Origin of the sequence: Nitrospira sp. T9 (assembly GCF_052156535.1) — a bacterium.
Taxonomy (GTDB): Bacteria; Nitrospirota; Nitrospiria; order Nitrospirales; family UBA8639; genus Nitrospira_E.
On record NZ_JBQKUP010000016.1, the window covers coordinates 13,408 to 37,951 of the forward strand.

The 24,544-nt window shown below is 51.0% G+C and carries 20 protein-coding genes and 1 tRNA gene; 16 read left to right on the top strand and 5 right to left on the bottom strand.

Going from position 1 to position 24,544, the window contains the following annotated elements; all coding sequences use genetic code 11:
• The first annotated feature begins 218 nt into the window (after nt 1-218).
• From leuS to holA, 3 genes are read left to right on the top strand one after another with little or no spacing between them, the layout of a single operon-like run.
• Nucleotides 219-2,849 carry a leucine--tRNA ligase gene (gene leuS, locus ACTRXD_RS00740; protein WP_442429975.1) on the top strand — a complete coding sequence of 877 codons (2,631 nt, stop codon included), beginning with the start codon at nt 219-221 and terminating at the stop codon, nt 2,847-2,849.
• Between the two features lie 40 nt (nt 2,850-2,889).
• A complete protein-coding gene (gene lptE / locus ACTRXD_RS00745) occupies nt 2,890-3,567 on the top strand; it encodes an LPS assembly lipoprotein LptE (protein ID WP_442429976.1) in 678 nt (225 codons plus the stop codon).
• 49 nt (nt 3,568-3,616) lie between these two features.
• Nucleotides 3,617-4,708: a DNA polymerase III subunit delta gene (gene holA / locus ACTRXD_RS00750; RefSeq protein WP_442429977.1), complete on the top strand. Its 1,092-nt coding sequence runs from the start codon at nt 3,617-3,619 to the stop codon at nt 4,706-4,708.
• A 23-nt stretch (nt 4,709-4,731) separates the two neighbouring features.
• Here holA and rpsT read toward each other — a convergent pair whose 3' ends face one another.
• Nucleotides 4,732-5,004, bottom strand: coding sequence for a 30S ribosomal protein S20 (rpsT, locus tag ACTRXD_RS00755; RefSeq protein WP_442429978.1), 273 nt, complete (start codon nt 5,002-5,004; stop codon nt 4,732-4,734).
• A 234-nt stretch (nt 5,005-5,238) separates the two neighbouring features.
• Here rpsT and ACTRXD_RS00760 point away from each other — a divergent pair.
• Nucleotides 5,239-5,315: transfer RNA gene (locus ACTRXD_RS00760), tRNA-His, on the top strand.
• Nucleotides 5,316-5,399: 84 nt separating this feature from the next.
• Here the strand turns inward: ACTRXD_RS00760 and ACTRXD_RS00765 are convergent.
• Nucleotides 5,400-6,521: a hypothetical protein gene (locus tag ACTRXD_RS00765; protein ID WP_442429979.1), complete on the bottom strand. Its 1,122-nt coding sequence runs from the start codon at nt 6,519-6,521 to the stop codon at nt 5,400-5,402.
• Between the two features lie 490 nt (nt 6,522-7,011).
• Between ACTRXD_RS00765 and ACTRXD_RS00770 the strand changes: the two genes are divergently transcribed.
• Nucleotides 7,012-7,476, top strand: coding sequence for a mobile mystery protein A (locus ACTRXD_RS00770; protein ID WP_442429980.1), 465 nt, complete (start codon nt 7,012-7,014; stop codon nt 7,474-7,476).
• An 8-nt stretch (nt 7,477-7,484) separates the two neighbouring features.
• Nucleotides 7,485-8,120 (top strand): mobile mystery protein B, encoded by a 636-nt coding sequence (locus tag ACTRXD_RS00775; protein ID WP_442429981.1) that lies wholly within the window; start codon nt 7,485-7,487, stop codon nt 8,118-8,120.
• A 282-nt stretch (nt 8,121-8,402) separates the two neighbouring features.
• On the opposite strand, the gene ACTRXD_RS00780 is transcribed toward ACTRXD_RS00775, so the two are convergent.
• Both ACTRXD_RS00780 and ACTRXD_RS00785 read right to left on the bottom strand, forming a co-directional pair.
• A complete protein-coding gene (locus ACTRXD_RS00780) occupies nt 8,403-8,693 on the bottom strand; it encodes a hypothetical protein (RefSeq protein WP_442429982.1) in 291 nt (96 codons plus the stop codon).
• Nucleotides 8,694-8,908: 215 nt separating this feature from the next.
• Nucleotides 8,909-9,193 carry a hypothetical protein gene (locus tag ACTRXD_RS00785; protein ID WP_442429983.1) on the bottom strand — a complete coding sequence of 95 codons (285 nt, stop codon included), beginning with the start codon at nt 9,191-9,193 and terminating at the stop codon, nt 8,909-8,911.
• 691 nt (nt 9,194-9,884) lie between these two features.
• Between ACTRXD_RS00785 and ACTRXD_RS00790 the strand changes: the two genes are divergently transcribed.
• The 8 genes from ACTRXD_RS00790 (at nt 9,885) to ACTRXD_RS00825 (ending at nt 20,687) form a co-directional block, all read left to right on the top strand.
• Nucleotides 9,885-11,579: an NADH-quinone oxidoreductase subunit 5 family protein gene (locus ACTRXD_RS00790; protein ID WP_442429984.1), complete on the top strand. Its 1,695-nt coding sequence runs from the start codon at nt 9,885-9,887 to the stop codon at nt 11,577-11,579.
• A 16-nt stretch (nt 11,580-11,595) separates the two neighbouring features.
• Nucleotides 11,596-12,834, top strand: a complete 1,239-nt coding sequence (locus tag ACTRXD_RS00795; protein ID WP_442429985.1) for a hypothetical protein — start codon at nt 11,596-11,598, stop codon at nt 12,832-12,834.
• A gap of 42 nt (nt 12,835-12,876) precedes the next feature.
• Nucleotides 12,877-16,128 carry a DUF2309 domain-containing protein gene (locus ACTRXD_RS00800; protein ID WP_442429986.1) on the top strand — a complete coding sequence of 1,084 codons (3,252 nt, stop codon included), beginning with the start codon at nt 12,877-12,879 and terminating at the stop codon, nt 16,126-16,128.
• A 48-nt stretch (nt 16,129-16,176) separates the two neighbouring features.
• Nucleotides 16,177-16,488: a P-II family nitrogen regulator gene (locus tag ACTRXD_RS00805; RefSeq protein ID WP_442429987.1), complete on the top strand. Its 312-nt coding sequence runs from the start codon at nt 16,177-16,179 to the stop codon at nt 16,486-16,488.
• Between the two features lie 675 nt (nt 16,489-17,163).
• Nucleotides 17,164-17,811, top strand: a complete 648-nt coding sequence (locus ACTRXD_RS00810) for a glutathione peroxidase (protein WP_442429988.1) — start codon at nt 17,164-17,166, stop codon at nt 17,809-17,811.
• Nucleotides 17,812-17,984: 173 nt separating this feature from the next.
• Nucleotides 17,985-18,851: a DUF6279 family lipoprotein gene (locus ACTRXD_RS00815; RefSeq protein WP_442429989.1), complete on the top strand. Its 867-nt coding sequence runs from the start codon at nt 17,985-17,987 to the stop codon at nt 18,849-18,851.
• Nucleotides 18,852-19,138: 287 nt separating this feature from the next.
• Nucleotides 19,139-19,696: a DUF427 domain-containing protein gene (locus ACTRXD_RS00820; protein ID WP_442429990.1), complete on the top strand. Its 558-nt coding sequence runs from the start codon at nt 19,139-19,141 to the stop codon at nt 19,694-19,696.
• Nucleotides 19,697-19,811: 115 nt separating this feature from the next.
• On the top strand, nt 19,812-20,687 hold the full coding sequence (locus ACTRXD_RS00825) for an aldo/keto reductase (RefSeq protein WP_442429991.1): 876 nt from the start codon (nt 19,812-19,814) through the stop codon (nt 20,685-20,687).
• Nucleotides 20,688-20,989: 302 nt separating this feature from the next.
• On the opposite strand, the gene ACTRXD_RS00830 is transcribed toward ACTRXD_RS00825, so the two are convergent.
• The gene (locus tag ACTRXD_RS00830) at nt 20,990-22,558 is read right to left on the bottom strand and encodes a glucan biosynthesis protein (protein WP_442429992.1); all 1,569 of its coding nucleotides are present in this window, start codon (nt 22,556-22,558) and stop codon (nt 20,990-20,992) included.
• Nucleotides 22,559-22,804: 246 nt separating this feature from the next.
• Between ACTRXD_RS00830 and ACTRXD_RS00835 the strand changes: the two genes are divergently transcribed.
• Both ACTRXD_RS00835 and ACTRXD_RS00840 read left to right on the top strand, forming a co-directional pair.
• Nucleotides 22,805-23,077: a hypothetical protein gene (locus ACTRXD_RS00835; protein ID WP_442429993.1), complete on the top strand. Its 273-nt coding sequence runs from the start codon at nt 22,805-22,807 to the stop codon at nt 23,075-23,077.
• A 423-nt stretch (nt 23,078-23,500) separates the two neighbouring features.
• Nucleotides 23,501-24,544, top strand: a 1,044-nt coding sequence (locus tag ACTRXD_RS00840) for an InlB B-repeat-containing protein (protein WP_442429994.1), incomplete at its 3' end; no start/stop codon positions are given.

The following is a 24,544-nucleotide window of genomic DNA, read 5'->3' on the forward strand; positions in this document are numbered from 1 at the left end:
GCTAGATTCCTCAGGATACTGTTGAAAATGCAGGGTTTCTCATCGTCAAATCCGGAGGCAATTCCCCGCACTAGTTTCCGAATTTCTTTATCTAATTTAACGCGGAAAATTTTTTCACCTATACCGACATTTCTTCTTACCTGTGACGAGAAAACAGGGATGTATTTGTGGAGTATTCATCGAGGCGATCACCGTATTTTCTTTCATAAGGCATAAGCATGGCGCATACGTACGATCATCAGGCAGTTGAAGCAAAGTGGCAGGCATATTGGGCTCAATCCGGGACTTTCCAGGTTCAGGAAGATTCGGATAAGCCCAAATATTATTGTTTGGAAATGTTTCCCTATCCCTCGGGCCGGATACATATGGGCCATGTGCGCGTCTATGCCATCGGGGATGTTGTGGCCCGCTATAAGACGATGCGTGGGTATAACGTGTTGCACCCGATGGGATGGGATGCTTTCGGATTGCCGGCAGAGAATGCCGCGATTGAGAAAGGGGTGCATCCCAACGTCTGGACTCAAGAGAATGTGGCCTATATGAAAGGGCAACTCCAGCGGATGGGTCTGTCCTATGATTGGGATCGGGAGGTGAATACGTCTCAGCCGGAATATTACCGCTGGAATCAATGGATCTTTGTGAAAATGGTTGAGCGTGGATTGGCGTATCGAAAATGCTCGGCAGTGAACTGGTGTCTTTCTTGTGAAACGGTATTGGCAAATGAGCAGGTCCTGGCACAAGAAGGAAAAGACGGAGGGGTGTGCTGGCGATGCGAGTCGGTGGTCATTCAAAAAGAACTGGAACAGTGGTTTTTTCGCATTACGTCCTATGCTCAGGAATTATTGGACGGCTGTGAGCGGTTGGCGACCTGGCCCGCCAGGGTTCTCGCCATGCAGCGGCACTGGATTGGCCGGAGCGAAGGGGTGGAACTGGATTTTCCCTTAGCGGAGACCGTAGCCGGGCTACAGGCAATCCGGGTGTTTACCACCAGACCGGATACCATTCATGGCGCGACCTTCATGAGTCTGGCTCCGGAATCGCCCCTGGTCGAACAATTGATAGCCGGAAGACCTGAGGCCGCCGGTGTTCGAGAGTTTGTGACTCGTGTGTCTCGTGTGGATAAAGCGACGCGTACGGCCGCGGACAGGGCAAAAGAAGGCGTGTTTACCGGCGCCTACGCCATCAATCCGTTTACCAAGGAACGTATCCCGATTTGGGTGGCGAATTTTGTGTTGTATGAATATGGGACGGGGGCGATTATGGCCGTTCCCGCTCATGACCAACGAGATTTTGAATTCGCGAAAACCTATGACATCCCGGTTCGGCTGGTGATTCAAGACCTGGAAGGCCGACTGGGCCCTGAAGCCCTGGAATCGGCGTATGAAGAACAGGATGCCGCCGGACTCCTGGTGAACTCGGGGAATTTTTCCGGCATGTCCGTGTCGCAAGCCAAGCAGGCCATCGGCGAATATGTGGAAACACAGGGATGGGGAAAGCGAACCATCAATTTCCGGTTAAGAGATTGGGGCATCTCCAGGCAACGCTATTGGGGGACGCCCATTCCGATGTTGTATTGTGATCGTTGTGGCATTGTCCCGGTTCCCGAAGGCGACCTGCCGGTGCTGTTGCCTGACGATGTGCCGTTCACCGGAAAAGGTGGGTCTCCGCTTAAGGAATCTCCGTCGTTTTCGCAAGCCACCTGTCCCACGTGTAGCGGTCCGGCACGCCGGGAAACCGATACCATGGATACCTTTGTGGATTCGTCCTGGTATTTCCTTCGCTATTGCTCGCCAAAAGACACCACACAAGCGGTGAATCCCCAAGCCGCACAACATTGGATGGCGGTAGACCAATATGTCGGCGGAATCGAGCATGCGGTGTTGCATCTCTTGTATGCGCGCTTTTTTACCAAAGTTTTACGGGACCTGGGTCTCACAACGGCTGATGAACCCTTCATCCATTTGCTCACCCAAGGCATGGTGACCAAGGAAACCTACTGGTGCGAAGAGCATCGATGGATGCTTCCCACCGAAATCAAAAAAGAGGGCGAGCGGCGGGTCTGTATTCACTGTGGGCGGAGTATTGTGACAGGCCGTACTGAGAAGATGTCCAAGTCTAAAAAGAATATAGCTTCCCCTGAGGACTTGTGCGATCGCTATGGGGCGGACACGGCCAGAATGTTTTCGTTATTTGCTGCACCACCGGAAAAGGATTTGGAATGGAGCGATACCGGGGTGGAAGGGTGCTATCGGTTTCTCAACCGGGTATGGCGGTTGGTTCAGGATCTTCTTCCTGTCGTGAATGGGGTGGCTTCCAATCCGGGTTCCGGCAAGTCGGTGCTTCTCCCTCAATTGCAGCGGGCGACACATCAGACGATTAAAAAGGTCACAGAAGATTTTGAGCGGGGCTTTCAATTTAACACGGCCATTGCGGCTCTTATGGAATTTGTGAATGAGTTGTATAAGTTCTGGAAAGAATTTCCTGGAGAGGCCTTAACTGCCGGCGAGCGAGCCGGGTGGCGAATAACGCTGGAAACGTTAGTGGTGTTGCTGGCACCCTTTGCTCCGCACGTGACTGAGGAGTTGTGGGAACTCTTAGGAATGCGACCAGGGATGAGCCGGCAGGGGTGGCCCGACTTTGATCCCGTTCTGGTGGCCAGTGCCGAATGGACGATTCCTCTCCAGGTAAATGGCAAACTTCGGAGTAAGATCGTGGTTCCAGCCGGTTCGACAAAGGAGCAGATCATTGCAGGCGCTCAGGCGGATTCTAAATTGGTGGAATGGTTGCAAGGTAAGGTTGCTCGCAAAATTATCTATGTGGAACAAAAGCTGGTGAATTTTGTCATCTAACTCAGACCGACCCTGTTGGCTCCTTCAGCGGGTGAGATTCATGATGAGCGGATTGGGCATCCTGCTGTGTCTGACTGCCGGATGTGGGTATCAATTCACGGTTGAGGGGCCGGGGCCGGTCATCGGGGGGAGTGCCGGCGGCCATGTGGCGCAAGGACCGCCAGTTCGTCTGGTCTTTCCTGTGCTTAAAAATAACAGCTTTGAACCAAACCTGGAATTCAAATACACCAGGTATCTTCGCCAGGCGTTCCAATCGGTCGGAAGCGCCGAATTTGTCGATGATGCCTCCGCCGATTTTGTGATGGAAGGCGCGATACTATCGATCGGGCTTTCTTCATTAGCCTTTACTCGCACGCAGACACAAGAAAGCCGGGTTATGGTGAAAGTGTTGTTGAAGGTGAAGGATCGGAAAACTAAGAAAGTCCGATGGTCTCAAATCGGAACCAGTACAGCCGAATTTTTTGTGAATGCCACATCCACGTCAGATGCCGAGAGGGGATTGCAATTTAACCGGGTTTTGCAGGACCGGGCGGTTGAACAAGCGGGGCAACAGGTGGCTGCCGATTTAGCCGATCAATTTTTGGGGGCCAGGGAGCAGGGGGTGTTTGACAGGAATAAAAAGGAGACTATCCAGGATCAGGAATCCCATGGTGACGAATCCCCCGGGATCTTAGCGCCTTCCGGAGATCTCGTACCCCCAGATTCCCGGATGCCTTGATTACCTGAATGATTTGGCAGGATTGTCTGCTTCTTGAGGCGTATTCACCGTGAAAGTTCATGAACTTCAAAGTCAGATCAACCGGCATGGGTTATCTCCTCTGTATTTGGTGATTGGGGAAGAGCCCTATTTCCGCGATCAGGCCTTGGGCATTCTTCGTGCGGCAGGACAGGAAAAGGATGCTTCAACGTCATCGGACCATTCAACGGCCCATGATTTCTCGCAGATGTTTCATGTCGATGTCGTCTATGGCGATGAAACCGATGCGTCCGAGATATTAGCCATTTCGGAAGAGGCCTCGTTTTTTTCATCGAGACGACTCCTCATCATTAAATGGGCAGATAAACTCTCAGCTCGAGATGGGGAAGCTCTCATGCCCTATTTTCAGACTCCCAATGAAACAACCACGATGGTCATCACTGCAGCAAAATTGGACGGGCGGACGAAATGGGTGCAAGAGCTTAAAAAGCGGGGGACGGTGGTGGAATGCGCCCCTCTATTTGAAGGGCAAAGAGCAGGGTGGGTCACGCAACAAGCGCGAGAGTTAGGCTTGGAGTTGGAAGACAGTGCCCTTGAAATATTGAAGGATCAGGTTGCCGAAGGGTTGTATGGGACCGCCGGTGAATTAGAAAAATTGGTGGCATTTATGCCGGAAGGTCATCGAGTTCGGGCACAAGACGTGGAAACGGTCAGAGGAAAACCCCCTGGTATTTCGGTGTTTGATTGGTCGGAAGCCGTTGCGCGTGGGGATCAGGGGCGGGCATTGGATATCGTGGCCAAAAATTTAGAAACCGGCGAAGCACCTTTACGTATGTTGGGTGCCTTTCTCTGGCAGATGCGGAAGATCTGGAAAACGCACGAGTTGATGCAAGAAGGGTATGATGCGGGGCTGGCGGCACGCCAAGCAGGCATTCCTCCGTTTCGTGCGCGGGAATTTATCCAGCAGGTGCAGCGGTGGAAGCAATCCCACCTCCGTCGAGCATGGGAATTATTCGCTCAAGCTGATTCGGCTCTTAAGGGAGGGCGGGCATCACGTCCGAAGCTCATCCTGGATGACCTGGTCATCCAACTTTGCCGGGCCACCAAAGCCGGTCCAGACAGCAAAGTCCTAGGTGGCCGCATGAAATCTCACAAGGCGTGAGAACCGGTAACCATTTGACCGTATTATTTGGGTGAGAGTGCGTTGACGCGGGATGCGAGACGGGAAACCCAACGAGAGGCGGTGTTCCGATGAAGCGTGCCTTTGGTTACGGCTTTATGCAGCTCAGAGGTAGCTTCTCGCAAAGAAGCCTTAGCCTCGTCGCCCTTGTTCTCTTTGACCGCTCCATGAACTTTCTTGATAAAGGTCCTGACGCGTCGCATGATAGACCGATTGCGTTCCTGGCGCTTCAGAGTTTGCCGAGCTGCTTTGATTGCTGAATGATGTCGATTAGCCATATTTTCCTCCAGAAAAAATCGAAGTGTGCTTTCTAACACAATTTTATGAAAGTGGTCAATTGAACGCGGGGTAAATTGTTGGGTGCTTAAAAGGCTTTATGGTCCTTGAAATATGAGGTTCTCTCGAAAAAATAGGTCAACCATCCTCGATGGTCGCGATCGGTATGTGGCTTGCGACACCTATGGCCCTCTGATAAGATTGCCCTCTTCTCCGCTCGAAACTTCCATGTGATGGTGGGTGTAGCTCAGTTGGTTAGAGCGCCGGATTGTGGATCCGGAGGTCGCGGGTTCAATTCCCGTCACTCACCCCATTTTCTCTTTTTAAAAACGCTATTAACTGAAAGGTTTAGGATGGCGTTCCCTCGATTGCTGAGGTTGCGGCTCGGTTGCGGGGATTAGGGCCAAATTAGAGGATCTATTTGGTCTGTATAACGATTAGCCCAAGCGAACCATTCATCGACTTTTGGGTTGGGTTTACTCGATTTCATCCTTTGATCCACGGCTTCTTTGAGTGCGGCTAGATAGGCTCGGATTTGTTGAGCCTTCTGCCAGTTGGTAACATACTGGTCAAGCTTCCGTATTTGCGATTCCTCCTCCAAGCGCTTCTGCTCAAGGGCCTTTCGCCGTTCCTCTGCCTCCAATCGTTCCTGATGTTCCCGTTCCCGCTTGAGATGTTCGGCCTTTTCCCATTGAGCCACTTGGATGAGCCCAATGATGAACGGATTTAAGAGATCTTCCACCTTTTGTCGCTTTCCATCGCTCCATATTTTTTGGAGAGGTGTTCCCAACGTAAAGTCCAGAATTTTTAAAGTTAATATTCCTTTGGTCTGATATTGAAATCGGTCTCGGTCCCACCAGGATAGAGTTTCGGGCTTTTTTGATTTGATTTCGATGCGTCGGAATCGCTCTTCGATTCCAAACTCCAGGGATTCCCCAAGGATACTCACAGTCACCTTGGGTTTTTCTTTGCGTTGAAAGGCAATGGGGTAGGCCCGCTCCTCAAGGGCATAGTAGAGGGTATTAAGAATACGAATGGCCCGAGGCAGGCTTTTTTTGCTCACTCGGAGATTATGGGTTCGCAGTTCAGGACACCACAATGCCTGGTATTTGTCAGGTTTGGCTTTTTCAAAACTCGGCCGCATTTGCTCTAGGAGGGGGTGAAGTTTCCCTAATCGAGAGGGAACATGAATGGGGTTTTTTAAAGCTTTCTCAATTTCAGGGTTTTGCCTTTTATCTTCAGGGAGTGGGGACTTTAGATAGCGGAATTTTTGCACACCAATCGAGATTTTGTTTGATGAAGAAACCGGTAACTCAGGAAGTGGTGTTGGTTTCATTCTCCTCCCAGCCGCAATTTTTGCCCAATACCCTCGGCCCGGTATGGGGATGTTGGCCTTCCGACAGGTTTTGGCTAGGGCGACATCGGAGATGCCAAATTTTTTGGCTAATTTATTCATGGGACTGGTCCAAACCTGGTGGTAGAGGTCATTTCGCTCTATAGCAATGGGGTGTTTCTCCATGTCTGTTCCCTCCTTTAAAGCCTTTTCTTATTATTCTAGAAGATTCGGTGCAACCCATTTTCTTAAATAAAAAATGGTCTTTTGAAATGAGACTTCAGGGAGGGGCTTTCGTGTTTGGGAGCGTTCCTTGGTCTTCCCTGATTTTTCGGACCACTCGGAATTGCCTTTGGCTACACGTTAGTTTCCTGTAGAGTTTTTGTAATATTCCCATCTTTTGTCAGATTTCCTTTTCAAATTGATTGTGGTCTATAAAAAACAACGTGGTTTTTCCTGTCATCTGAGATAAATAAAAATACTTAATTTAGCCTTTTAATTGTTTGGTTAATCATTGTCTTATATTTTTCATTTTTGATGATTAATTTTGATAATATGTTTACCTTTAAGTGTACGTTTAAGTATTTATTGTATATTTATGACTTGACAAAAATATATTAAATGTTTATCTACTAGTGTACATTTTTTATATAATTGTATATTTATAGGTGAACAAATGAATATTAAATCAGTCGTCAGCAAACAATATAGGGACAAAATTAATAAAGCTTCTATGAAGGCTGGTGATATTGTTGTTCCTCCAGAAGGGTGGATTTGTACAACAAGAAAAGCGCTCGGGATTTCTGCTGCACAGTTGGCCAGGCGACTTGGGGTCACCAGGAGTCATATCTCAAATACCGAAAAAAACGAATTGACCGGAAGCGTCACGCTCAAAACCTTGGAAGGTATGGCTGAAGGGATGGAGTGTCACCTTGTCTATGCCATAGTCCCCAAACGAAATGTGGAGAATATTCTGAAAGCCCGAGCCAGGGAAAAGGCTATTGTACGTCTAAAAGAAGCGCAGACCCATATGGCGTTAGAAGATCAGGCCTTATCAGAAAAACAAATGAAGTTTGAAATCAATCGTCTAACCAATGAAATCCTTAAGGATCCTCCTCCAGACTTTTGGAATAATGAATGAGGAATTCGATGAAATATCCAGAAGGGGAAACGCCGCTTGATCCAGATGAAATGGATGGACTCCGGCACAAACATGTCACCACACGGGAAGAGCTGGATTATTTAGAGCAGGCGAATATTCAGAAAGGTTTGCAATGGATGAAAAGAAGCCGGCAATCAGACATTATTCAGGAAAGCTATGTGCGTGAGCTTCATCGCCAATTGTTTGGGGAGGTTTGGAGCTGGGCTGGAACATTTCGTACTACGGAAAAAAATATCGGAGTCGATCCCCGTAAAATTGCAGTACAACTTCGAAATCTATTGGATGATGTTCGCTATTGGATTGAGCATAAAGCCTATCCACCTGAAGAAATCGCGATTCGGTTTCACCATGGTCTGGTTGCAATCCACCCTTTCCCAAATGGCAATGGGCGACATGCACGTGTGATGGCTGATGCCCTGATGTTAAAGATTTTTAAAAAACCACCTATTGACTGGACCGGAGGGAAAAATTCACAGGAAATGGGGAAACGCCGAAGCGAATATATTCTAGCGCTTCAAATGGCCGATCAGGGGGATTATGAGTCCCTTTTGGAATTTGGAGGGGTAAAAACTGAGAGATCACAGAATTCATTCACAGCGGAGTGTAAAAATTCAGAGGATTGATTCGGCCAATGTCGGATAGGATTTTCATTTCAAAACGTTCGATGATCGTCCATCCATTCACCCCATTTTCCCATTTCTATCTTTTTTTGATTTCCAATCTGTTTTTTACCTAAGTTATATCTTGATAAAAACACAATTTCGACTTTTCTTTTTCAGGCTAATCCTAATTTCGATCCAGGATTTTCCTGAAAGCGATCTGCTCCGCAATAGCCACCGAGTGGTGTGGCAGATTTACGGGTCGGTCATTTTTCAATGGCGCCGGTTTTGACGGTCACTTCCGCTCTAATAGCCAATGTTGTCCTTGATTGGAAAAGGCTCTATCCGCTTGGAAGCGACGCTTTTACAGTGAAGTTTTAGACCGGTAAAGTATTTGTCTTTTCCATAATACGCCCGAACACCCGTGGCAACCTGTCCCGTTGGGCATGCTGACCACTCACTCCAGCCCGGTTTATTTTCTGCTGCCTGGTCAACTATGTTGAAACAGTTGGCCCGGGTAAATTTCTCTATGTTTTGAAGCTCGATGACGGCCGGATTTAATACAGGCGGGTCTTCGAGTTTGACTTCTGAGGCCATGATTTTGGCTCCCTTGATTTCCCACATTTGGTGACTATGCGCTTGTTGAGGTAGTAGCTCGGCATTCCCGCCACACACCTTCACTTTACGGATAAAAGTTTGCCATCTTTGGTAAAGTCAAAATTCCTTTCGCTCTCCGGAAAGTTAACGTCTTTGTAGTCAATCCCCCCCCAACAGGTGCTTGCACCGCTCAAGTTCCTGTTCCGCAACCACCCTTATCCTCCTTGGTAACGGGGATCCGCCAGGGTCCCATACAGCTTCAGGAAACAGGGGTTGTTTTTGCGTTCCTCAAGGCCTAGCCCTGTAATGGCATAGTAGCTCGTCGGATTCGGCAGTTTTTTGTTCTTTCCAACGTTTACCTCCACCGATGCTTCTCCCCGAGAACCTGATAGCCCGCTGGTCTCGCCCACTCCTTGTCTGACAGCTTCGCTAGTGGTGCCTGTTGCCGTATCATCCGTTAACCCTGGCTTGCTGGCATTATTTGGGACGACAGTGGCCATATAGAGAATGTAGTTGTCATTATCATAGTCAGAGCGGGTTGCAGTCTCTCAAAACACTAATGAAACAAAACCTAGAGTACCCACTGCAGCCGTCACCAACACCCAGGGGTCACCCGTTACCCGATTGGATGAAATCATGATCAACCTCCTTGTTCTGTTCATGAACTACGCGGAGTTATATCTACACTTCAATGCTTTGCCCCCGTATGATCACTCTCACTCTCTTTATATATAAACCTCTTAGGGGCTGTGCCCTCCCGCAGGCATTTTTTTAAGAAATTGATTGCCGGGCATGCTACTCCTTCTCATTCTGATAATTGGAAGCCCATGGGCTTTTGCTCAGAATGAAAACGGTTTCATTAAATATTTCCAGCATGATTAGCAAGGCCCCTTCTCCTTTCTATTAAATGAATCGGGCTTTAAATCCATTCCCTTCTGATTGGAGATGTGGACCGCGCGTTTCAGCGGGCATGATTTTCTCTCCCCAAAGGCACCAAGATGTGAGAACCCGAAAGGCCCATGAGTTGGGTCTAACACATTATTGCTTATCTCCAACATCAACCGTTAAGTAAAAGGATTATGCTTGATCGGAACGGGATACGATATTAATTACAGGAATTTCCGTCTCGGCGATTGTGCTATCGGGATGTTCCCGATGCCGCCTCGCCTCTGAGACAGGGGTTGGTTCCATATGACTACAGCCGTTTTCATTCCTCTCCTTCCGCTTCTGGCCGCCATGCTGATTGGTTGGCAGGGTAAACGTCTGGCGTCCCGCGTGGCGTCGATCGGGATCGTCGCCACTGCCGGGTCCAGCGTTTTCTCGTTTCTGACCCTGTACCACGTGAGTACCGAAGGTCCGTTTCAACTCACCTTCTTGTCATGGGGGCACGGAGCCTCGCCTTCACTGACATTCGGGATGTTGGTCGACCGACTGACGGCCGTGATGATGGTGCTCATCTCCAGTGTCAGTACGATCATTCATCTGTATTCCCGCCGCTATTTACAGGGTGACGCGGGGTACCAGCGGTTTTTCGGGTTACTCGGGTTGATGACCTTTACCATCCTCTCCCTGGTCGCCAGCGCAAACTTTCTGATGTTGTTTCTGTTCTGGCAACTCCTGAGCTGGGTGTTGTATCTCCTATTGGCTTTCAATTTTTCTTATCCCGCGGCATGTGAGTATGCGCGAAAAACGTTATTGGTTCATCGAATCGGGGATATTAGTTTTCTGTGTGGCCTCCTTCTTATTTATCAGTATTTCGGTACCTTCGAATTTGCGGACGTGTTTCAATTGGCGGCCTTGGATCCTCCGATGATCCGGTTGTGGTCCGGGTTCCCCTTTGAAATCAGTATCGTTCCGGTTATTGCACTGCTGATTTTCGTCGGCGCGATGGCCAAATCCGCGCAATTTCCATTGCACGTCTGGCTTCCGGACACGATGGACTCCCCGACGCCGGTCTCCGCCCTCATGCATGCCGGGATCATCAACGCCGGCGGGTTTCTGCTGAACCGGTTAGCCCCGTTGTACGCCCTGTCTCCCTCGACCCTCCACCTGGTGTTCATCGTGGGGGTCTGCACCGTCCTGCTCGGAGCCTCGATGATGTTGGTTCAGAATGACATCAAGAAAACCCTGGGTTTTTCTACCATGGGACAAATGGGGTACATGATCATGGAGTGTGGCCTGGGGGCCTTTGCCCTGGCCATCTTCCACCTCATTGCGCATGGATTCTTCAAGGCCACCCTGTTTCTGGCTTCGGGAAGTATCATTCAAGCCGCGCGACACGAACCCAAATTTCCACCAACCTCCGGTCATCGACCAACCAGACTGCCCACCGGACTAACCTGGACGACCGGGCTGAGCGTCACGTTGCTCATGCCATTGATTATTCTTTTGGTGGCCCATGGGGTGTTGGAGGTTCCTCTTCAAGATTCTCATGGGGCGGTGATCTTTCTCTTTTTCGGATGGGTGACGGCCTCCCAGGCGATATTCAGCCTCTACCGTCTGCAGGCTGTGGCTTCCTGGAAGGTTGCCGGTGCAATGATCGCGACGTTGTTTTTTATCGGATTTGTGTATTTATGGGCGGGGGAAACATTTACGCATTTTCTCTATCCGGAGCCGGGTGTGGCCAATGGATTTTTCAAGGCGGCGGCTTTCCCGCCTGAGGTGTTCGATGCCCTGATCATTGTGTCCACGCTGGTGGTGTTGTTCGGTTGGCTGGTTCTGTACACCACAGCCCGTGGGCAAAAAATTCTCAACCCTCAGTGGGTGCTCTCGATACGGCAGACCGGTTGGGTTCTGCTCATCAACCGGTGTTATGTGGATGGACTGTATAAAAAACTGGGTGCTGCCCTGCTCCGCTTGGCGGAAAAAGTGGCCTACCGGTATTAGCTTTGGTCGGAAGAGTATGTCTCTTAAAAATAACCATTATCTGCTCCTCTCTGCCGTTCCGGGTCTTCTAATGGCAGAAAACACCACGGGGCGAAACGCGTCTTCGGCTTTGTGGGGGATCGGGATAGCTACCGTTTTGGTAGCCGGCGGAGTCCTGGGCTTGCTCGGATGGAACACGGCATCCGATTCCTCTTCTAGTTTCCTGGCCGCCGCCATTCTCCTTGCCTGTTTTTGCGGTATCTTCGGTCAAAAAGGCTCAACAGGAGGCTCTGGTGACGTGGTGCCCATCATTCTACTTGGCGGACTGGGCCTCGGGGGAGTGATCAGTGTGGAGCCGGTCAACCGGCTATTCCTGATTGGCTTTCTCGGCTATGCCGGCTTTTTCCTGGCCCGGCACATGGCCGCCTCTCTTCACAAGAGCGTGGCCCTGGTTCATGTGTCGTTAGCCATGATGCTCGGTGTCCTGGCGGTCTTCATGGAGGAACGTGTTTCCATTGTCGGAGGGCTGTTTCTGTTGATCACCTTTTTGCCGCTGGTTCCTTTTCATCTGCCGTTTTTGGCAATCCTCCGGTCTTCCCGGGAATCCCTCGCCGGCGTCTGGGTTGTTGTCTGGCTGGCCTCGGGGCTGTCCCAGCTTAAGGACCTGGAAGGCATTCTCCCTTTGGATGGGATGGAGATTATCCCGGTGCTTGCGCTGGGGAGCGCCCTCTATACCTCCCTGAAAGCCATGGGACACCGTTTTCCTCGTGAAGGCATCGCCTATGCCACCATCACCCTCCTCGCATTATTATGGGGGTTGATCGATGAGTTGACCCACATTGCCGTCTGGGGAATTCCTTTCGTGATCGCGGTCGCGTTGTTGATGAGTGCGATGTTGTGTTCGTATGCCTTTTTACACGAACGGTACGGAGCACATAATTTAACCACACTGCAGGGATTGGGTTCGGGGTTGCCGCGTTTTCGCGGGGTCTTTACGTTCCTAATCTCTCTCATCATGCTGTTACCAGTGCTGCCGATGGTTGGCGGGTTCAGGACCCTTCCCCCCGACGCTTCGGGATCACACGCCCTGTTTCCGCTTTGGTTGTTGGTGTTTACGGTGTGGCTCTCAATCAGTTGGGTCTTTACTACGCTGTTGCATCGGACCGCGTTCGGAAAACCCCGATCCGATGTTCCCGATTGGGATTTATCGTTTTATGAACTGTGGACACTATTTTTGTTGATGGGCATGGCAGGTTTGTTTGGAATCCTGGCCTAACCTTGTTGAACGGATGATGCAACACACCAGAGGATACAGAAGATGACGGTTGCCACGGCGCAGGAATTTCAGTCATTTAAGGACATCGAGCGCATTGAGGTCAGATCGCTGATTCATTTGGCGGGGGAATCGATTTCTCAGTTCTGGCCCATGCAGACCTTCATTCATCACAATCCCCTGCATGGCCTGGAACATTTGCATATCCACGAGGCGATTGCGCAGGCCGGAACTTTCTTAGGGGGGCGGGGCTATTTATCCAACCGGGAATTCCGTGACCTGTACCGGCAGGGCCGGATTTTGGAAGACGCGATCACCGATGCGGTCGGGCCATTCGCGGGGAATCATTTTGTCACGATCGGCACCCGGAACATTTCCCACCTGGAAATTTTACGGACCCTCCTGATTCATGGGACCGGCACAGTGCCTACTGATGTCAGGAATGCGGTGTTTCTTAAGGCGTGTGAAGACCCACATATGACGGCATTATTCACCCGCCTTCAGTCCCGTGGCTTCCCTCGGGACGCTCACCTTTCATTGAGTCAACAGGCAGATCAGGCGCGACAGAATCTTGCGACACAACAGACGCTGGCCGCATGGTGCGATCACATGTGTGAAACCACCATTCAGGAGGAGATCAATCAGGAACTCATCAAATGGTGTGCGGGGTTTCTGGATCAGGGGCACGCTCCCTGGCCGATGCCCATGCGTGAAAAATCTTTTTATGGCGGTTGGAAGATCTTGGCTCAGAAGGACGGAGCCGGATTCTTGCAGGGCATCCCGGATTGGAAACGCAAGCTGCAACAACTGCCGGACCGGCCGGAAGATGCCGTGCTGGCCTGCCTTCAAGCTATGGGGCTTCCGCAGGGTGTTTGGAGCAATGTGTTTACCCTTCATTTGGCCCAGTTGCCGGGATGGACAGGATTTTTGAAGTGGCGCGCCGATCAGGATAACCATGAATGGCAGCAGGTTTTTCCCATCGATTTGGTTCAATATCTGGCGGTTCGTCTCTTTTTCGAGCGTGAGTTGGTTCATACGGTTTGTCAGCAGCGACTTGGGATTCCCGGCACCTATACGGCTATCATGTCGTCCCTGGAGCATTTTCCTTTCGGGTTCGGTCTTTACCAGGCGTTTCGAACGGGAAAACTCAATCCGGAAAGGCTTCCCGCTTTCAACGAGGCGCTGTTCACCACTACCCCGCTTCCCTTGCAAGCGCTTGATGACTTGGGGCGGGAAGCGGACGCTAAATGGGGAATGCTCCAACAGGAGGTCACGGCCAAGGGACACGCGTTGATGCTTCGTCACCTGGCCGGATCACTGGGCGTAGCCCTGAAAGACCTGGCAGACTGTCCGCCTGACATTCTGGATACGTTATTGAATTGGATCACCAATTTTCCCGATTCCACGCATGGGCCTCTCTGGCTTCAAGCCTTCGAGAGGAGCTATTTGAAAGGTTTCGTCAAGGGCCTGTCTCCCAATTTGGCCATCGTGTATGAAAGTGACGCCCAGCAGGAAACAACCGGGGCAGCCAGACCTCCGGCCCAGGCCATGTTTTGTATTGATGTGCGATCGGAATCATTCCGGCGGCACCTGGAAGAAGTCGGAGGAAATGAAACCTTCGGCTTCGCCGGATTTTTCGGCGTGCCCATCTGCTATCAGGGATTTGGCAGCGAACAGGAAACGGATCAATGTCCGGTCCTGCTCAAACCCAAACACCGGGTCAGGGAAATTCCCCGGGCCTATCAGGGCAAAGCGGCTGAACGATTCCTCGAACGTCAGAATCTGGCCAGGACCGGACATACCCTGCTTCACGATTTGAAAGAAAACGTCATTACGCCGTATGTCATGGTCGAGGCGATCGGTTGGTTTTTCGGGTTGCGACTCTTCGGCCAGACCATCGCGCCTGCCTGGTACCGGACCTTGACCGCCTGGTTGAAGGAATGGTTTGCGATTCCGATTGGCACCACGTTAACCGTGGACAAATTGTCTCAGGAAGAGGCGGAAGAAATGGTGGCCTCCGAACATCGGGCGGCTATTTACCGTCTGATGATCGAACGATACGGCCGTCTGGGATTGGCCATTTCGCATGATCAAGTGGATCGACTTCGCAAGCAGGCTTTGTATCAGCTTGAAATGGACAGCACAGAGGAAGACGCTCTGTACCGGCTGTTAGGGTGGGATGCCGTCAGCCATGAACAGTTTCTGGGAGAGTTACGAAAAGACTATGGTATTCATCACCGGGCTGTCAGCCGACGTATGAACCGGATCACCCAGGGAGGCTTTACCACCAATGAACAGGCCTATTTTGTGGAAACCGCCTTGCGGATTATCGGGTTCACCAAAGGTTTCGCCAGGCTGGTGTTAATTTGCGCCCATGGGAGTGAATCGGAAAACAATCCGTATGAGTCGGCCCTGGACTGTGGGGCTTGCGGAGGCAATGAGGGCATCGCCAATGCGCGGGCCTTTGTGGCTATGGCCAATAAGCCCCGTGTCCGGCAGCTTCTCGCTCAGAAGGACATCCACATTCCGCCTGATACGCATTTTCTTCCGGGGCAACACAATACCACCACCGATGAGGTGGAGTTGTTCGATTTGGAAGATGTTCCCGCGACTCACCGGAAAGATCTCCTGCGTCTTCAACACGATCTGGAGGAAGCGGGACGCCGGAACAGTCAGGAACGATTGAGCCGCTTACCGGACGCACATGGCACCCCGTCGCTGTCGAGAAGTTTTGGCCTGGCCAAACGGCGAAGTGTGGATTGGTCACAAGTGAGGCCCGAATGGGGGTTGTCGAGACACTCGGCGTTCATCATCGGTCGGCGGATATTGACGAGGGGCATAAACCTGGAAGGGCGAACCTTTTTGCATTCCTATGATTACCTGCAGGACCCCACGGGAAGATATTTGGAAATTATCATGACGGCGCCTCTGATTGTCGGCAACTGGATCAATATGGAACATTATTTTTCAACGGTGGATCCCGAGGTATACGGATCCGGGAGCAAGGTGTACCATAATGTCGTCGGCCGGTTCGGGGTGATGTATGGGTCACAAAGTGACTTGCGCATCGGACTTCCCTTGCAGACTGTTTATGATGGCCCTAAGCCCTATCATGAACCCATGCGACTCTTTGCCATCATTGAGGCACCCTTGGAGCACATCTCCGGCATCATTGCGAGGCAGGATCTCTTGCAAAAATTAATCGGAAAGCAGTGGATCAACCTGGTGGCCCTCGACCCGGTCACCATGGGATTCTTTCTGTACCATTCATCCGACGATTGGCGGATCATTCATTAATTCCATTTCGAGGAGGCATGCGACGTCATGAGCATCAGGCTGTACCCCATGAAAGAGATTAAAATCGTTCTTGAAGGAGAACATATCCGTTTTGTCACCGATGTCCTGGATCGAATCAAGGCCAGCGGGTATACCGTCTTCAGTAATATTTCGGGAAAGGGGCATAGCGGATATCATGAGGGCCACCTCATGTTTAATGATACGAGCAGTTTGCAAATGGTCTTGACCGTGGTTCCCGAGGATAAGCTGGAGGCCATACTCTCGGCGCTAAAGCCCTTCCTTGAGCGGCATTCGGGAAGCGTGTTTGTCCTGGATGCCAGTGTCTTGAGACCCGATCATTTTCTATCGACTGATTCCTAATCCCCTAGTGGATAAGTATGTGGAACGCAGATTGAGTGCGACACTCTCTCGTGCTTGCAACATTAAAGACGACAATGAGTGGTGTTGGCCTGAAAGGATTGTGTGTAGGGGATTGTCCGCTTTGGTCCTGCCATTCCTCATCTGCAGGGCACAAAGTAAGTCATGGGAGAATTTAAAAATTATAAGGAGATAAGATTCATGCTATTCATGTCAGGATTTTTTCTCAAAACATTCTCATAATCGTTCTCTCACCCACTCCAATACTCGACATTCTGTCATATCGTTTTTTTCTCTATCAAAATTTTAGTTGAAACTTTCGGGGTTTGCTTCCCTTTCGTCTGGAAACCATACTTATTTCTCTCCACGCTTTTTTTTATTTTTTCTTTTTAACTAAATTATGTTTTTCCCATTGAACCTGGTCTCACGGCTGATCTGAGACTTGGAACGATTTCCTACCCCCGGTCCTCCGGTAATTCGGTCAGGCAGAGCGCTGGTGGTGTGAAGCGTCTCCGGGGGCACAATGAGTTTGTCTAAGGATTGGACAGAATGTGTTGGTTCCATGCCCATGAGCGGAAGTAGAGTAGGAAAGGAAGGAAGCAAAATAGGGAGAGAGGCCTACGTGGTTAATTTCAAACCATTTTTGCGCGTATCAAAAAAGGCAGAAAGATGCCAAAAATGAAAAACATACTTTTCCTCTTTGTGAGTTGGATGTTTCTATTCATCTGGGGGTGTAATTTCGAGGATCCTTACACCTTGAACCGTTTGGGCAAAGACCAATCAGCTTCTTCTTCGGCTTCGGCGACAGTCTCAACGTCAATTGACCGACGAAAAATGGCACGTAGCGTCTATGACTTCACTCTTTTTGATATCTCGGCCCAGCCGGTGCCCCTTGAACGATTCCAGGGCAAGGTGCTTCTCATTGTGAATACGGCCAGTCGTTGCGGGTATACAGCACAGTTGAGGGAATTACAGACACTCTACCGTCAGTATCAATCTCAGGGCTTGGAAGTGTTGGCTTTCCCTTCCAACGATTTTGGCGGACAGGAACTCGAGACCAATGAGGAGGTTGCTCTCTTCGCCACCACACAATTCGGGATCGACTTTCCTCTGTTTGCCAAGACCCGTGTGCGAGGAAGTGATCAGCATCCTCTCTTTGGCTATTTAACGACCCAAGGCCCTGTCGATAAAAAAGTCCGGTACAATTTCGAAAAGTTCCTCGTAGACCGGACCGGCAAGGTCATTGCCCGGTATTCGTCCGATGTTGTTCCCCTTTCCGAAGAAATCGTTACGGACATCGAACGGGCGTTGGCCTTTTCGGCTTAAAGTGGCTGGAGTGCTCCCAGTAGCCGTGACACCCTTTTACCCTTTTGATATTTCCTTTTGACAGTGATTGAAATTCACTGGAGAGCCACCTTATGGCTGATTAGAGGTGACCCGTCAGGGTAAAATGGAAAGTGAGGGTGGTCATCAACCGGATCTTTTATTTCGGGGCACCTATGAAAGATTTGTGTTTCCTCCAACGGTCATATTGGCGGGGGTTGTTCAGGATTCTGCTTTTGTGCCCCTTGCTGATTTCCTGTAACACTCTCCACATCACGTACTCGACCGCTGATTGGATCCTCCTATGGAAACTGGATAGGTATTTTGCTCTGTCTGCCTCTCAAGAAAACTATTTGGATCTTCAGGTCAAGGCATTTCATGCCTGGCATCGTCACCACCAACTTCCCCGGTACGCGCAGTTTCTGGGTCAAATAGATGAATTTTCGAAAAATGAACTGAGTCAGGCAGAGCTAGAGAACATCTTTGCGTCGGTCGAAGACTTTCGTGTTCATCTTGCCAGGCGAGCCTCTTTACCGGGTGCGGAATTTTTAGCCACTGTCACGCCTGCCCAAATACGTCATTTTGAAGAAATGTTGGATCAAGACTATCGACGGCTTGTGTCCGAAATCGGAGACGATCCGGAGGTGCGTTTGGATACACGCGTGGAAACCACATCGGAAACCCTGACCACATGGGTGGGAGAGTTGTCGGTGGACCAAGAGACCTATATTCGTGAGAGAATGAGGAAAATTCCCGATACCACGGATATGTGGCTGGCCCATCGCAAAAGCCGGCAGGAAAAATTGCTTGAACTTCTTCGTTCCGCTCATGATCCTTTTAGCTTGGAACAGGGTCTCTTTCAGTGGCTGGCCGACTCCAAGACCGGTGCCACGGAGGAATATCTCGTGGTCTCCAGGAAATGGCGTGAAGGAGTTCAACGGGCCGTCCTGGACATTGACCGGATACTGACTCGGGATCAGCGGGCACATTTCTCCAGGAAACTGCAAGGGTTGATCCACGATATACATGGATTGATCGGGTAGGCAAACAAGGCACACCTGGGATTTTGATCGACCCGCCCGCGTGCCAGTCATGAATGATCTTTTTGAAATTGAGGGAGTCAGGGGCGTTGAGACATTCCGATCACAGAGGGTTTTTCGAACAACGTATGACTCCCATGTGGTACAAAATTCTTCTCACAGTTTTGGGCTGTCTTCTCCTCGGTGAATTGTTGATTATCCTATGGGCATCTTGGGCCATCCTGACCTTTGAATAACCGGATGAGGACGATGATGCCCCAATCACTTTTCCGGAACACCTTGGGAATCTTATGACCCAACATGTGCCTGAATGGCTACGGGCGGCTCGTTCCAAATGGCAATATCGGGGACAGGAAAGACCGCCATTTGCGAAAAAGCCGTCTCCTTATCAAGAATCTGTTTGGGATTATCCGAGGCCTCCTCGTCTAATTCCTGATCATCGCCGGGTGGTGGTTCGTATACGGGAGAAGGTTCTGGCCGATTCCTGCTCCACGTTTCGATTTTTGGAGACGGCGAGTCCTCCGACTTTTTATCTTCCCCCCGCAGATGTGGATGTGTCCGCTCTGGTTCTCACGTGCGCGTCATCTCTCTGTGAATGGAAGGGAATCGCTCAGTATTGGATACTGGCTGAAGGTCAGAAAGAGCCGGAACCCGTGGCCTGGACGTATCCTCATCCTTATCCGGGATTCGAATCCATCGCCGGATATTTTTCATTCTACCCCGGCCGTGTGGAATGCTACGTCAATGATGAGCGTGTGCTGCCCCAACCGGGCGGGTTTTATGGCGGCTGGGTGACCACGGAAATTGTTGGTCCGTATAAAGGCCCAATGGGTACGGGGGGATGGTAGGGTCGGCATGTTTTTATACCATTTTTGCCAGAGTTGACCGAACGGGCAAAAGAGTTTGAAAATTTAGAGTAGAATCGGTCCTTGGTTCAGAATAAGTGTAAAAGGAAACCTGAGCATGACCCTGCCGACACGCGTGTTGGGAAAAACCGGAATATCCTTACCCATTCTTGGATTTGGGACTGCGCAAGCAGGGAAACGACTGAATCATCGAGAGGCGGTGCATTTATTTGAGGCCGCCCTCAATGCGGGCGTCAATTATTTTGATACCGCACCTGAATTTGCGGGATATGGGAGAGCCCAGGAACAATTGGGCCACCTGCTGAAGATGCGGCGACAAGAGATTTTTTTAGTCACCAAATGTTATGACCCCACCTATGATGGCGCACTAAAGCTTTTAGAGCGCAATCTAAAAGAACTCCAAACGGATTACGCGGATTTGGTCTTTGTGCATAGTCTTGGTGCTGACATAATGGATCCCGCTGTGGTGTTTGGTCGCAAGGGAGCTTACAGCGGGTTGGTTAAAGCCAAATCTTTGGGATTGACCAAATTCATCGGCTTGTCCGGCCACAATCGCCCTGGAAGGTTTGTCGATGCCATTCAACGCGTTGAGGTCGATGTGCTGCTCAATGTCGTCAATTTTGCTGACCGGCATACCTACAATTTTGAGGAGCGAGTGTGGACGGTTGCCAACCGCTTGAACCTGGGACTCATTGCCATGAAAGTGTTTGGAGGGGAGCCGGAATCAGGGGGGAACAGCCTAAGCCATTGCTTGATGCCCCTCTCCCATTTAGATAACGCTTTTCGCTATGCCTTGAGCGTGCCCCAGGTCACGTGTGCGGTCATCGGAATGGCCACACCAGGGGAATTGAAGGACAACCTTCGACGCGCGAGTACATTTATTCCTCTGAATGACCGGGAAGGGAAGAATCTTCTGAAGGCCGGCCGAGTTCTCGCTTCTCAGTGGGGAACCCATTTTGGAGCGTTGGTGTGATTCTCCATCAATAATCTTTGTTTGACCCCAAAAGATCACTAATAGTTAGGAAGTCGCGGACAGGCGATCCCATGTCTCCTCTCCTGTCAAACCACGCCTCGCGAATCAGTTGGGATTCTTGATTCCCCCTGTAAACTCGAAACCCGTCACTCCCCACATTTATTTTTACAAGGCAGGCGAACCCGTTTTTGTGGGTACGTTTTTGATGCGCACTCCCATCGCGTGGCTAAGGCTACGTAGGAAATGTTTTTGGTAGAAAGAAGGTCTACGGGACGATCAATTGATGAGAAGAACCATCCCCCTTAGTCATAGGTAAAGGGCAGGTATTGGTAGAGCCAGGTTTCGGTCAGGGTTCGATCCCCAAGTTTGAGGAAAAGGCGGAGATTGACCGGCTCCTGGCCTTCGACATAGAGATCGAAAAAGGCACGCCAGTTCTTGGTGCCGACTATCTGCAGTGCGTATTCGTTGTCGATTCGGCCCTTGGACGTGCTGATGACCGGTTGAACCTTGTCCAGCTTTTCGATTTCGTTGAGCGGCCCACCCTCGAAGTCGATCACGAACTTCCGGCCGCCTTTCGGGCGGGGCTGCCCGGGAATGCCGGCATTGCCGAGCCGGGTATGGATGACCCGGGCGACGGCTTCGGACGGAAAGGGCTCGGTCGCCACCCAATGGAGCCGATAGGCGTAGTGCCACTCGGAGCCGGCCTTAACCGGTTCCTTCGGCAGCCAATAGATGACGATATTGTCATGGATTTCGTCGTCGGTCGGAATTTCGATCAATTGGATTGCGCCTTCGTTCCACTCACCTACCGGTTCGATCCAGACGCTCGGTCTCCGGTCATAGAATACACCGTCATCCTCATAGTGGTAGAAGGCGCGATCCCTCTGCAGCAGCCCGAAACCCTTGGGATTCGTGTCGACGAAGCTGTTGGTCATGACGGATGACGGGTTATTGAGTGGGCGCCAAATACGTTCGTCTGCGCCCGTCCACATTGCCAGACCGTCGTTGTCATGAATTTCTGGCCGCCAGTCCCTGATCTGATGGCGATTGTTCTCGGCATACCAGAACATGCTGGTCAGCGGCGCGACCCCCAGGCGTTTGATGTCCTGGCGTGCATAGAGATTGGCGTCGATATCCATGACAATTTGCTGGTTTTTAATGCAGACCATGCGAAACGCACCAGTCACACTCGGCCCGTCCAGCAGGGCATAGATCACAAACTCTTTGCTGTCCGGGGCTCCAGGTTCCAACCAGAATTCGGTGAATCGGGGAAATTCCTCTGGGGTCGGCAGGGCCGGGTCGATTGCCACGCCTCTTGCCGAGAGGCCGTATTGATTGAGCTCCCCGGAGCTACGGAAATAGGAGGCGCCGAGAAACGCCATCCAATCGGTGGTCGCGCCTGGTCCATCTTGGAGGCGAAAGCCGGAGAAGCCAAGATCATCCGGGAAGATCTTGCCGAGACTGGTTCCGCCGAAGGTGTAGTACTCGGAACGGTAAAGAATTTCTCTGGACCGGCCATCCTCAAGGGCATGAATCTTTACCGGGATTTTGAAATAGCGGCCGAGATGGAAGAATTGAGCTGGAAAATTCACACTACCGTCTTCGCCCAGCCCCCGCTCCCGTTTGAAGACGATTTCCTGAAAGGCGTCGTAGTCGATTGATTCCAAAACTTCGTCATGACGGACCACCGGTTCCTGATAGGACGATGTGGCCATCGCTTTGGCACGCCGCTTCAGTTCATCAAAGGAGAAAGGTTTGGCCGTACCGAACCTGATTCCGGAGGTCGTCTCGGCCCTACTTCGCGCCTGGGGGAGTGCAGTCAAGGCACCGAGAGCGCCCATCAGCAAGAGGAACTGTCGACGATTTAACATATCCGGGCCACCGAATTTGTTAGGAGATTCGAGGGGGAAGTGTTCTCCAGGAGCTGGTTCCTGTGCGAGAGAGGAGATACCGGTGTCGACAGCCTAGGAATTTCCCCTACAGTTTGTGAAGAACTGACAGGTAACCCTGAAGCAGGGGGACTTTTGAGAAAACGACCACCCACAGTCATATTTTGGACTCCGTTGAGGGCTTCCGATTCTGACCCTCGGTTCGACGTTTGGTGATAAGAATATTAAATGGGATTGTGGGAGGGTCAGATAAATACCAAAGAAGTCATCGGAGGGTCAATCAGCGCGGGCCTGGGATCGGAGGGGGGATGCCCGAAAAAACTCATGGGCGTGGGAATTTTGAGGGGACTGAAAAGAGCTACCCTGGATGCCATCACAGGAAGAACGATGAGAAGCATTCGAATGGTCATTGCTGCAATTTTCCCTGGCATCCCGTTCCCTCACTCTCTTGATGATTGGATTATCTGCATGACCAGCCTGGGTCCATGGTTTTTCCGTTAAATAGGAGGAACGCATTTTTTAGAAAATCATCGGAATACGGTCTTTGTAATGTCATGAATGGTTTAATCATGCGGGGGTTATCTCAGTGCATACTTTTTTTGTTCCATTAATATGTAGAATGATGTAGACTACGACATCCTTTTTCATAATTAAGCTGAGTTATCGTGGACCAGGATAGTGTCATGCCCCCAACGTCCTTTCCTGACATGCCTACCTGCCTGATCCAGGCAATTCCCAAACTATTTCTATACATTCCTCCGGATCATGGCTTCCCTGATCCGAATCACGACGCCTTGAAAACTAATTGAAATGCCATATACGGTGGACAGAAATGCCTTTTTGTTAAACAGACAGCCTGAAGATATGGAGAAGCCAAAAGCGCTCTAGCGAATATTGATGAAACGGAATGAGAAAGGACGCACAATGCGGAAAGCTCACGTGAAGGTATTGCCTTTGGGGGCTATCGTTTTTGTCCTGGTATTGCTAGGTGGAGTGTTTCCGTCCATGGCTCAGGCCATTGGACTCACCATCACCTTTGCCGGATCAGGCACTGGAAGGGTTGAAGCAAATTCGCCGGGGACAGATACCTTGAACATTTTTTCGAGTAACACGCTAGATTATGATCAAAATTCTTCTGTCACGCTTACCGCCGATCCGACTGGGATTGGGGCATCACAGTCAGTCTTCAACAGTTGGTCTGGTTGTGCAAGCACATCCGGAAATCAGTGTACCGTAGTTATGAATGCTGCCAGGTCGGTAACCGTGACCTTTAATCTGGCCGCTGCGCCTCCCCCGCCTGTCAACCTTACTGTCAATTTTGCTGGAACTGGAACGGGACAGGTTGCTGGAAGTGGGGCGGGGACCGCGGCGTTCACTATATTTAATAGCCAAACCATACCCTATGACCTTGTTCAACCACCATCTTCTGTCACTCTCACCGCCACTCCGACTGGTTTAGGGGCATCTCTGTCAATCTTTGCTGGTTGGAGCGGTGCCGGGTGCACAGGCACAGGCACGTGTACGGTAAGCATGTCGGCCGCGCGGACGGTGACCGCTACGTTTACGACCGTGCAACGGACATTGACGGTCACGAAAGCCGGGACGGGCAGTGGGACGGTCACCAGTAATCCTGGGGGCATCTCCTGCGGGAACGACTGTACGGAGGGCTATGCCAATGGGACGGCAGTGACGCTGACGGCGGTGGCGAGTGGAGGCTCGACGTTTGCAAGCTGGAGCGGGGGCGGCTGTTCGGGCACAGGCACGTGTATTGTGACCATGACGGCGGCGCGGGCGGTGACCGCCACGTTTACGACCGTGCAACGGACGCTGACGGTCACGAAAGCCGGGACGGGCAGTGGGACGGTCACCAGTAATCCTGGGGGCATCTCCTGCGGGAACGACTGTACGGAGGGCTATGCCAATGGGACGGCAGTGACGCTGACGGCGGTGGCGAGTGGAGGCTCGACG

Coding starts and splice junctions, on each gene's coding strand:
- leuS (WP_442429975.1), top strand. CDS start 219: ATGGCGCATACGTACGATCATCAGGCAGTTGAAGCAAAGTGGCAGGCA.
- lptE (WP_442429976.1), top strand. CDS start 2,890: ATGATGAGCGGATTGGGCATCCTGCTGTGTCTGACTGCCGGATGTGGG.
- rpsT (WP_442429978.1), bottom strand. CDS start 5,004: ATGGCTAATCGACATCATTCAGCAATCAAAGCAGCTCGGCAAACTCTG.
- ACTRXD_RS00765 (WP_442429979.1), bottom strand. CDS start 6,521: ATGGAGAAACACCCCATTGCTATAGAGCGAAATGACCTCTACCACCAG.
- ACTRXD_RS00770 (WP_442429980.1), top strand. CDS start 7,012: ATGAATATTAAATCAGTCGTCAGCAAACAATATAGGGACAAAATTAAT.
- ACTRXD_RS00775 (WP_442429981.1), top strand. CDS start 7,485: ATGAAATATCCAGAAGGGGAAACGCCGCTTGATCCAGATGAAATGGAT.
- ACTRXD_RS00780 (WP_442429982.1), bottom strand. CDS start 8,693: ATGGCCTCAGAAGTCAAACTCGAAGACCCGCCTGTATTAAATCCGGCC.
- ACTRXD_RS00785 (WP_442429983.1), bottom strand. CDS start 9,193: ATGGCCACTGTCGTCCCAAATAATGCCAGCAAGCCAGGGTTAACGGAT.
- ACTRXD_RS00790 (WP_442429984.1), top strand. CDS start 9,885: ATGACTACAGCCGTTTTCATTCCTCTCCTTCCGCTTCTGGCCGCCATG.
- ACTRXD_RS00795 (WP_442429985.1), top strand. CDS start 11,596: ATGTCTCTTAAAAATAACCATTATCTGCTCCTCTCTGCCGTTCCGGGT.
- ACTRXD_RS00800 (WP_442429986.1), top strand. CDS start 12,877: ATGACGGTTGCCACGGCGCAGGAATTTCAGTCATTTAAGGACATCGAG.
- ACTRXD_RS00805 (WP_442429987.1), top strand. CDS start 16,177: ATGAAAGAGATTAAAATCGTTCTTGAAGGAGAACATATCCGTTTTGTC.
- ACTRXD_RS00810 (WP_442429988.1), top strand. CDS start 17,164: ATGAAAAACATACTTTTCCTCTTTGTGAGTTGGATGTTTCTATTCATC.
- ACTRXD_RS00815 (WP_442429989.1), top strand. CDS start 17,985: ATGAAAGATTTGTGTTTCCTCCAACGGTCATATTGGCGGGGGTTGTTC.
- ACTRXD_RS00820 (WP_442429990.1), top strand. CDS start 19,139: ATGACCCAACATGTGCCTGAATGGCTACGGGCGGCTCGTTCCAAATGG.
- ACTRXD_RS00825 (WP_442429991.1), top strand. CDS start 19,812: ATGACCCTGCCGACACGCGTGTTGGGAAAAACCGGAATATCCTTACCC.
- ACTRXD_RS00830 (WP_442429992.1), bottom strand. CDS start 22,558: ATGTTAAATCGTCGACAGTTCCTCTTGCTGATGGGCGCTCTCGGTGCC.
- ACTRXD_RS00835 (WP_442429993.1), top strand. CDS start 22,805: ATGGGATTGTGGGAGGGTCAGATAAATACCAAAGAAGTCATCGGAGGG.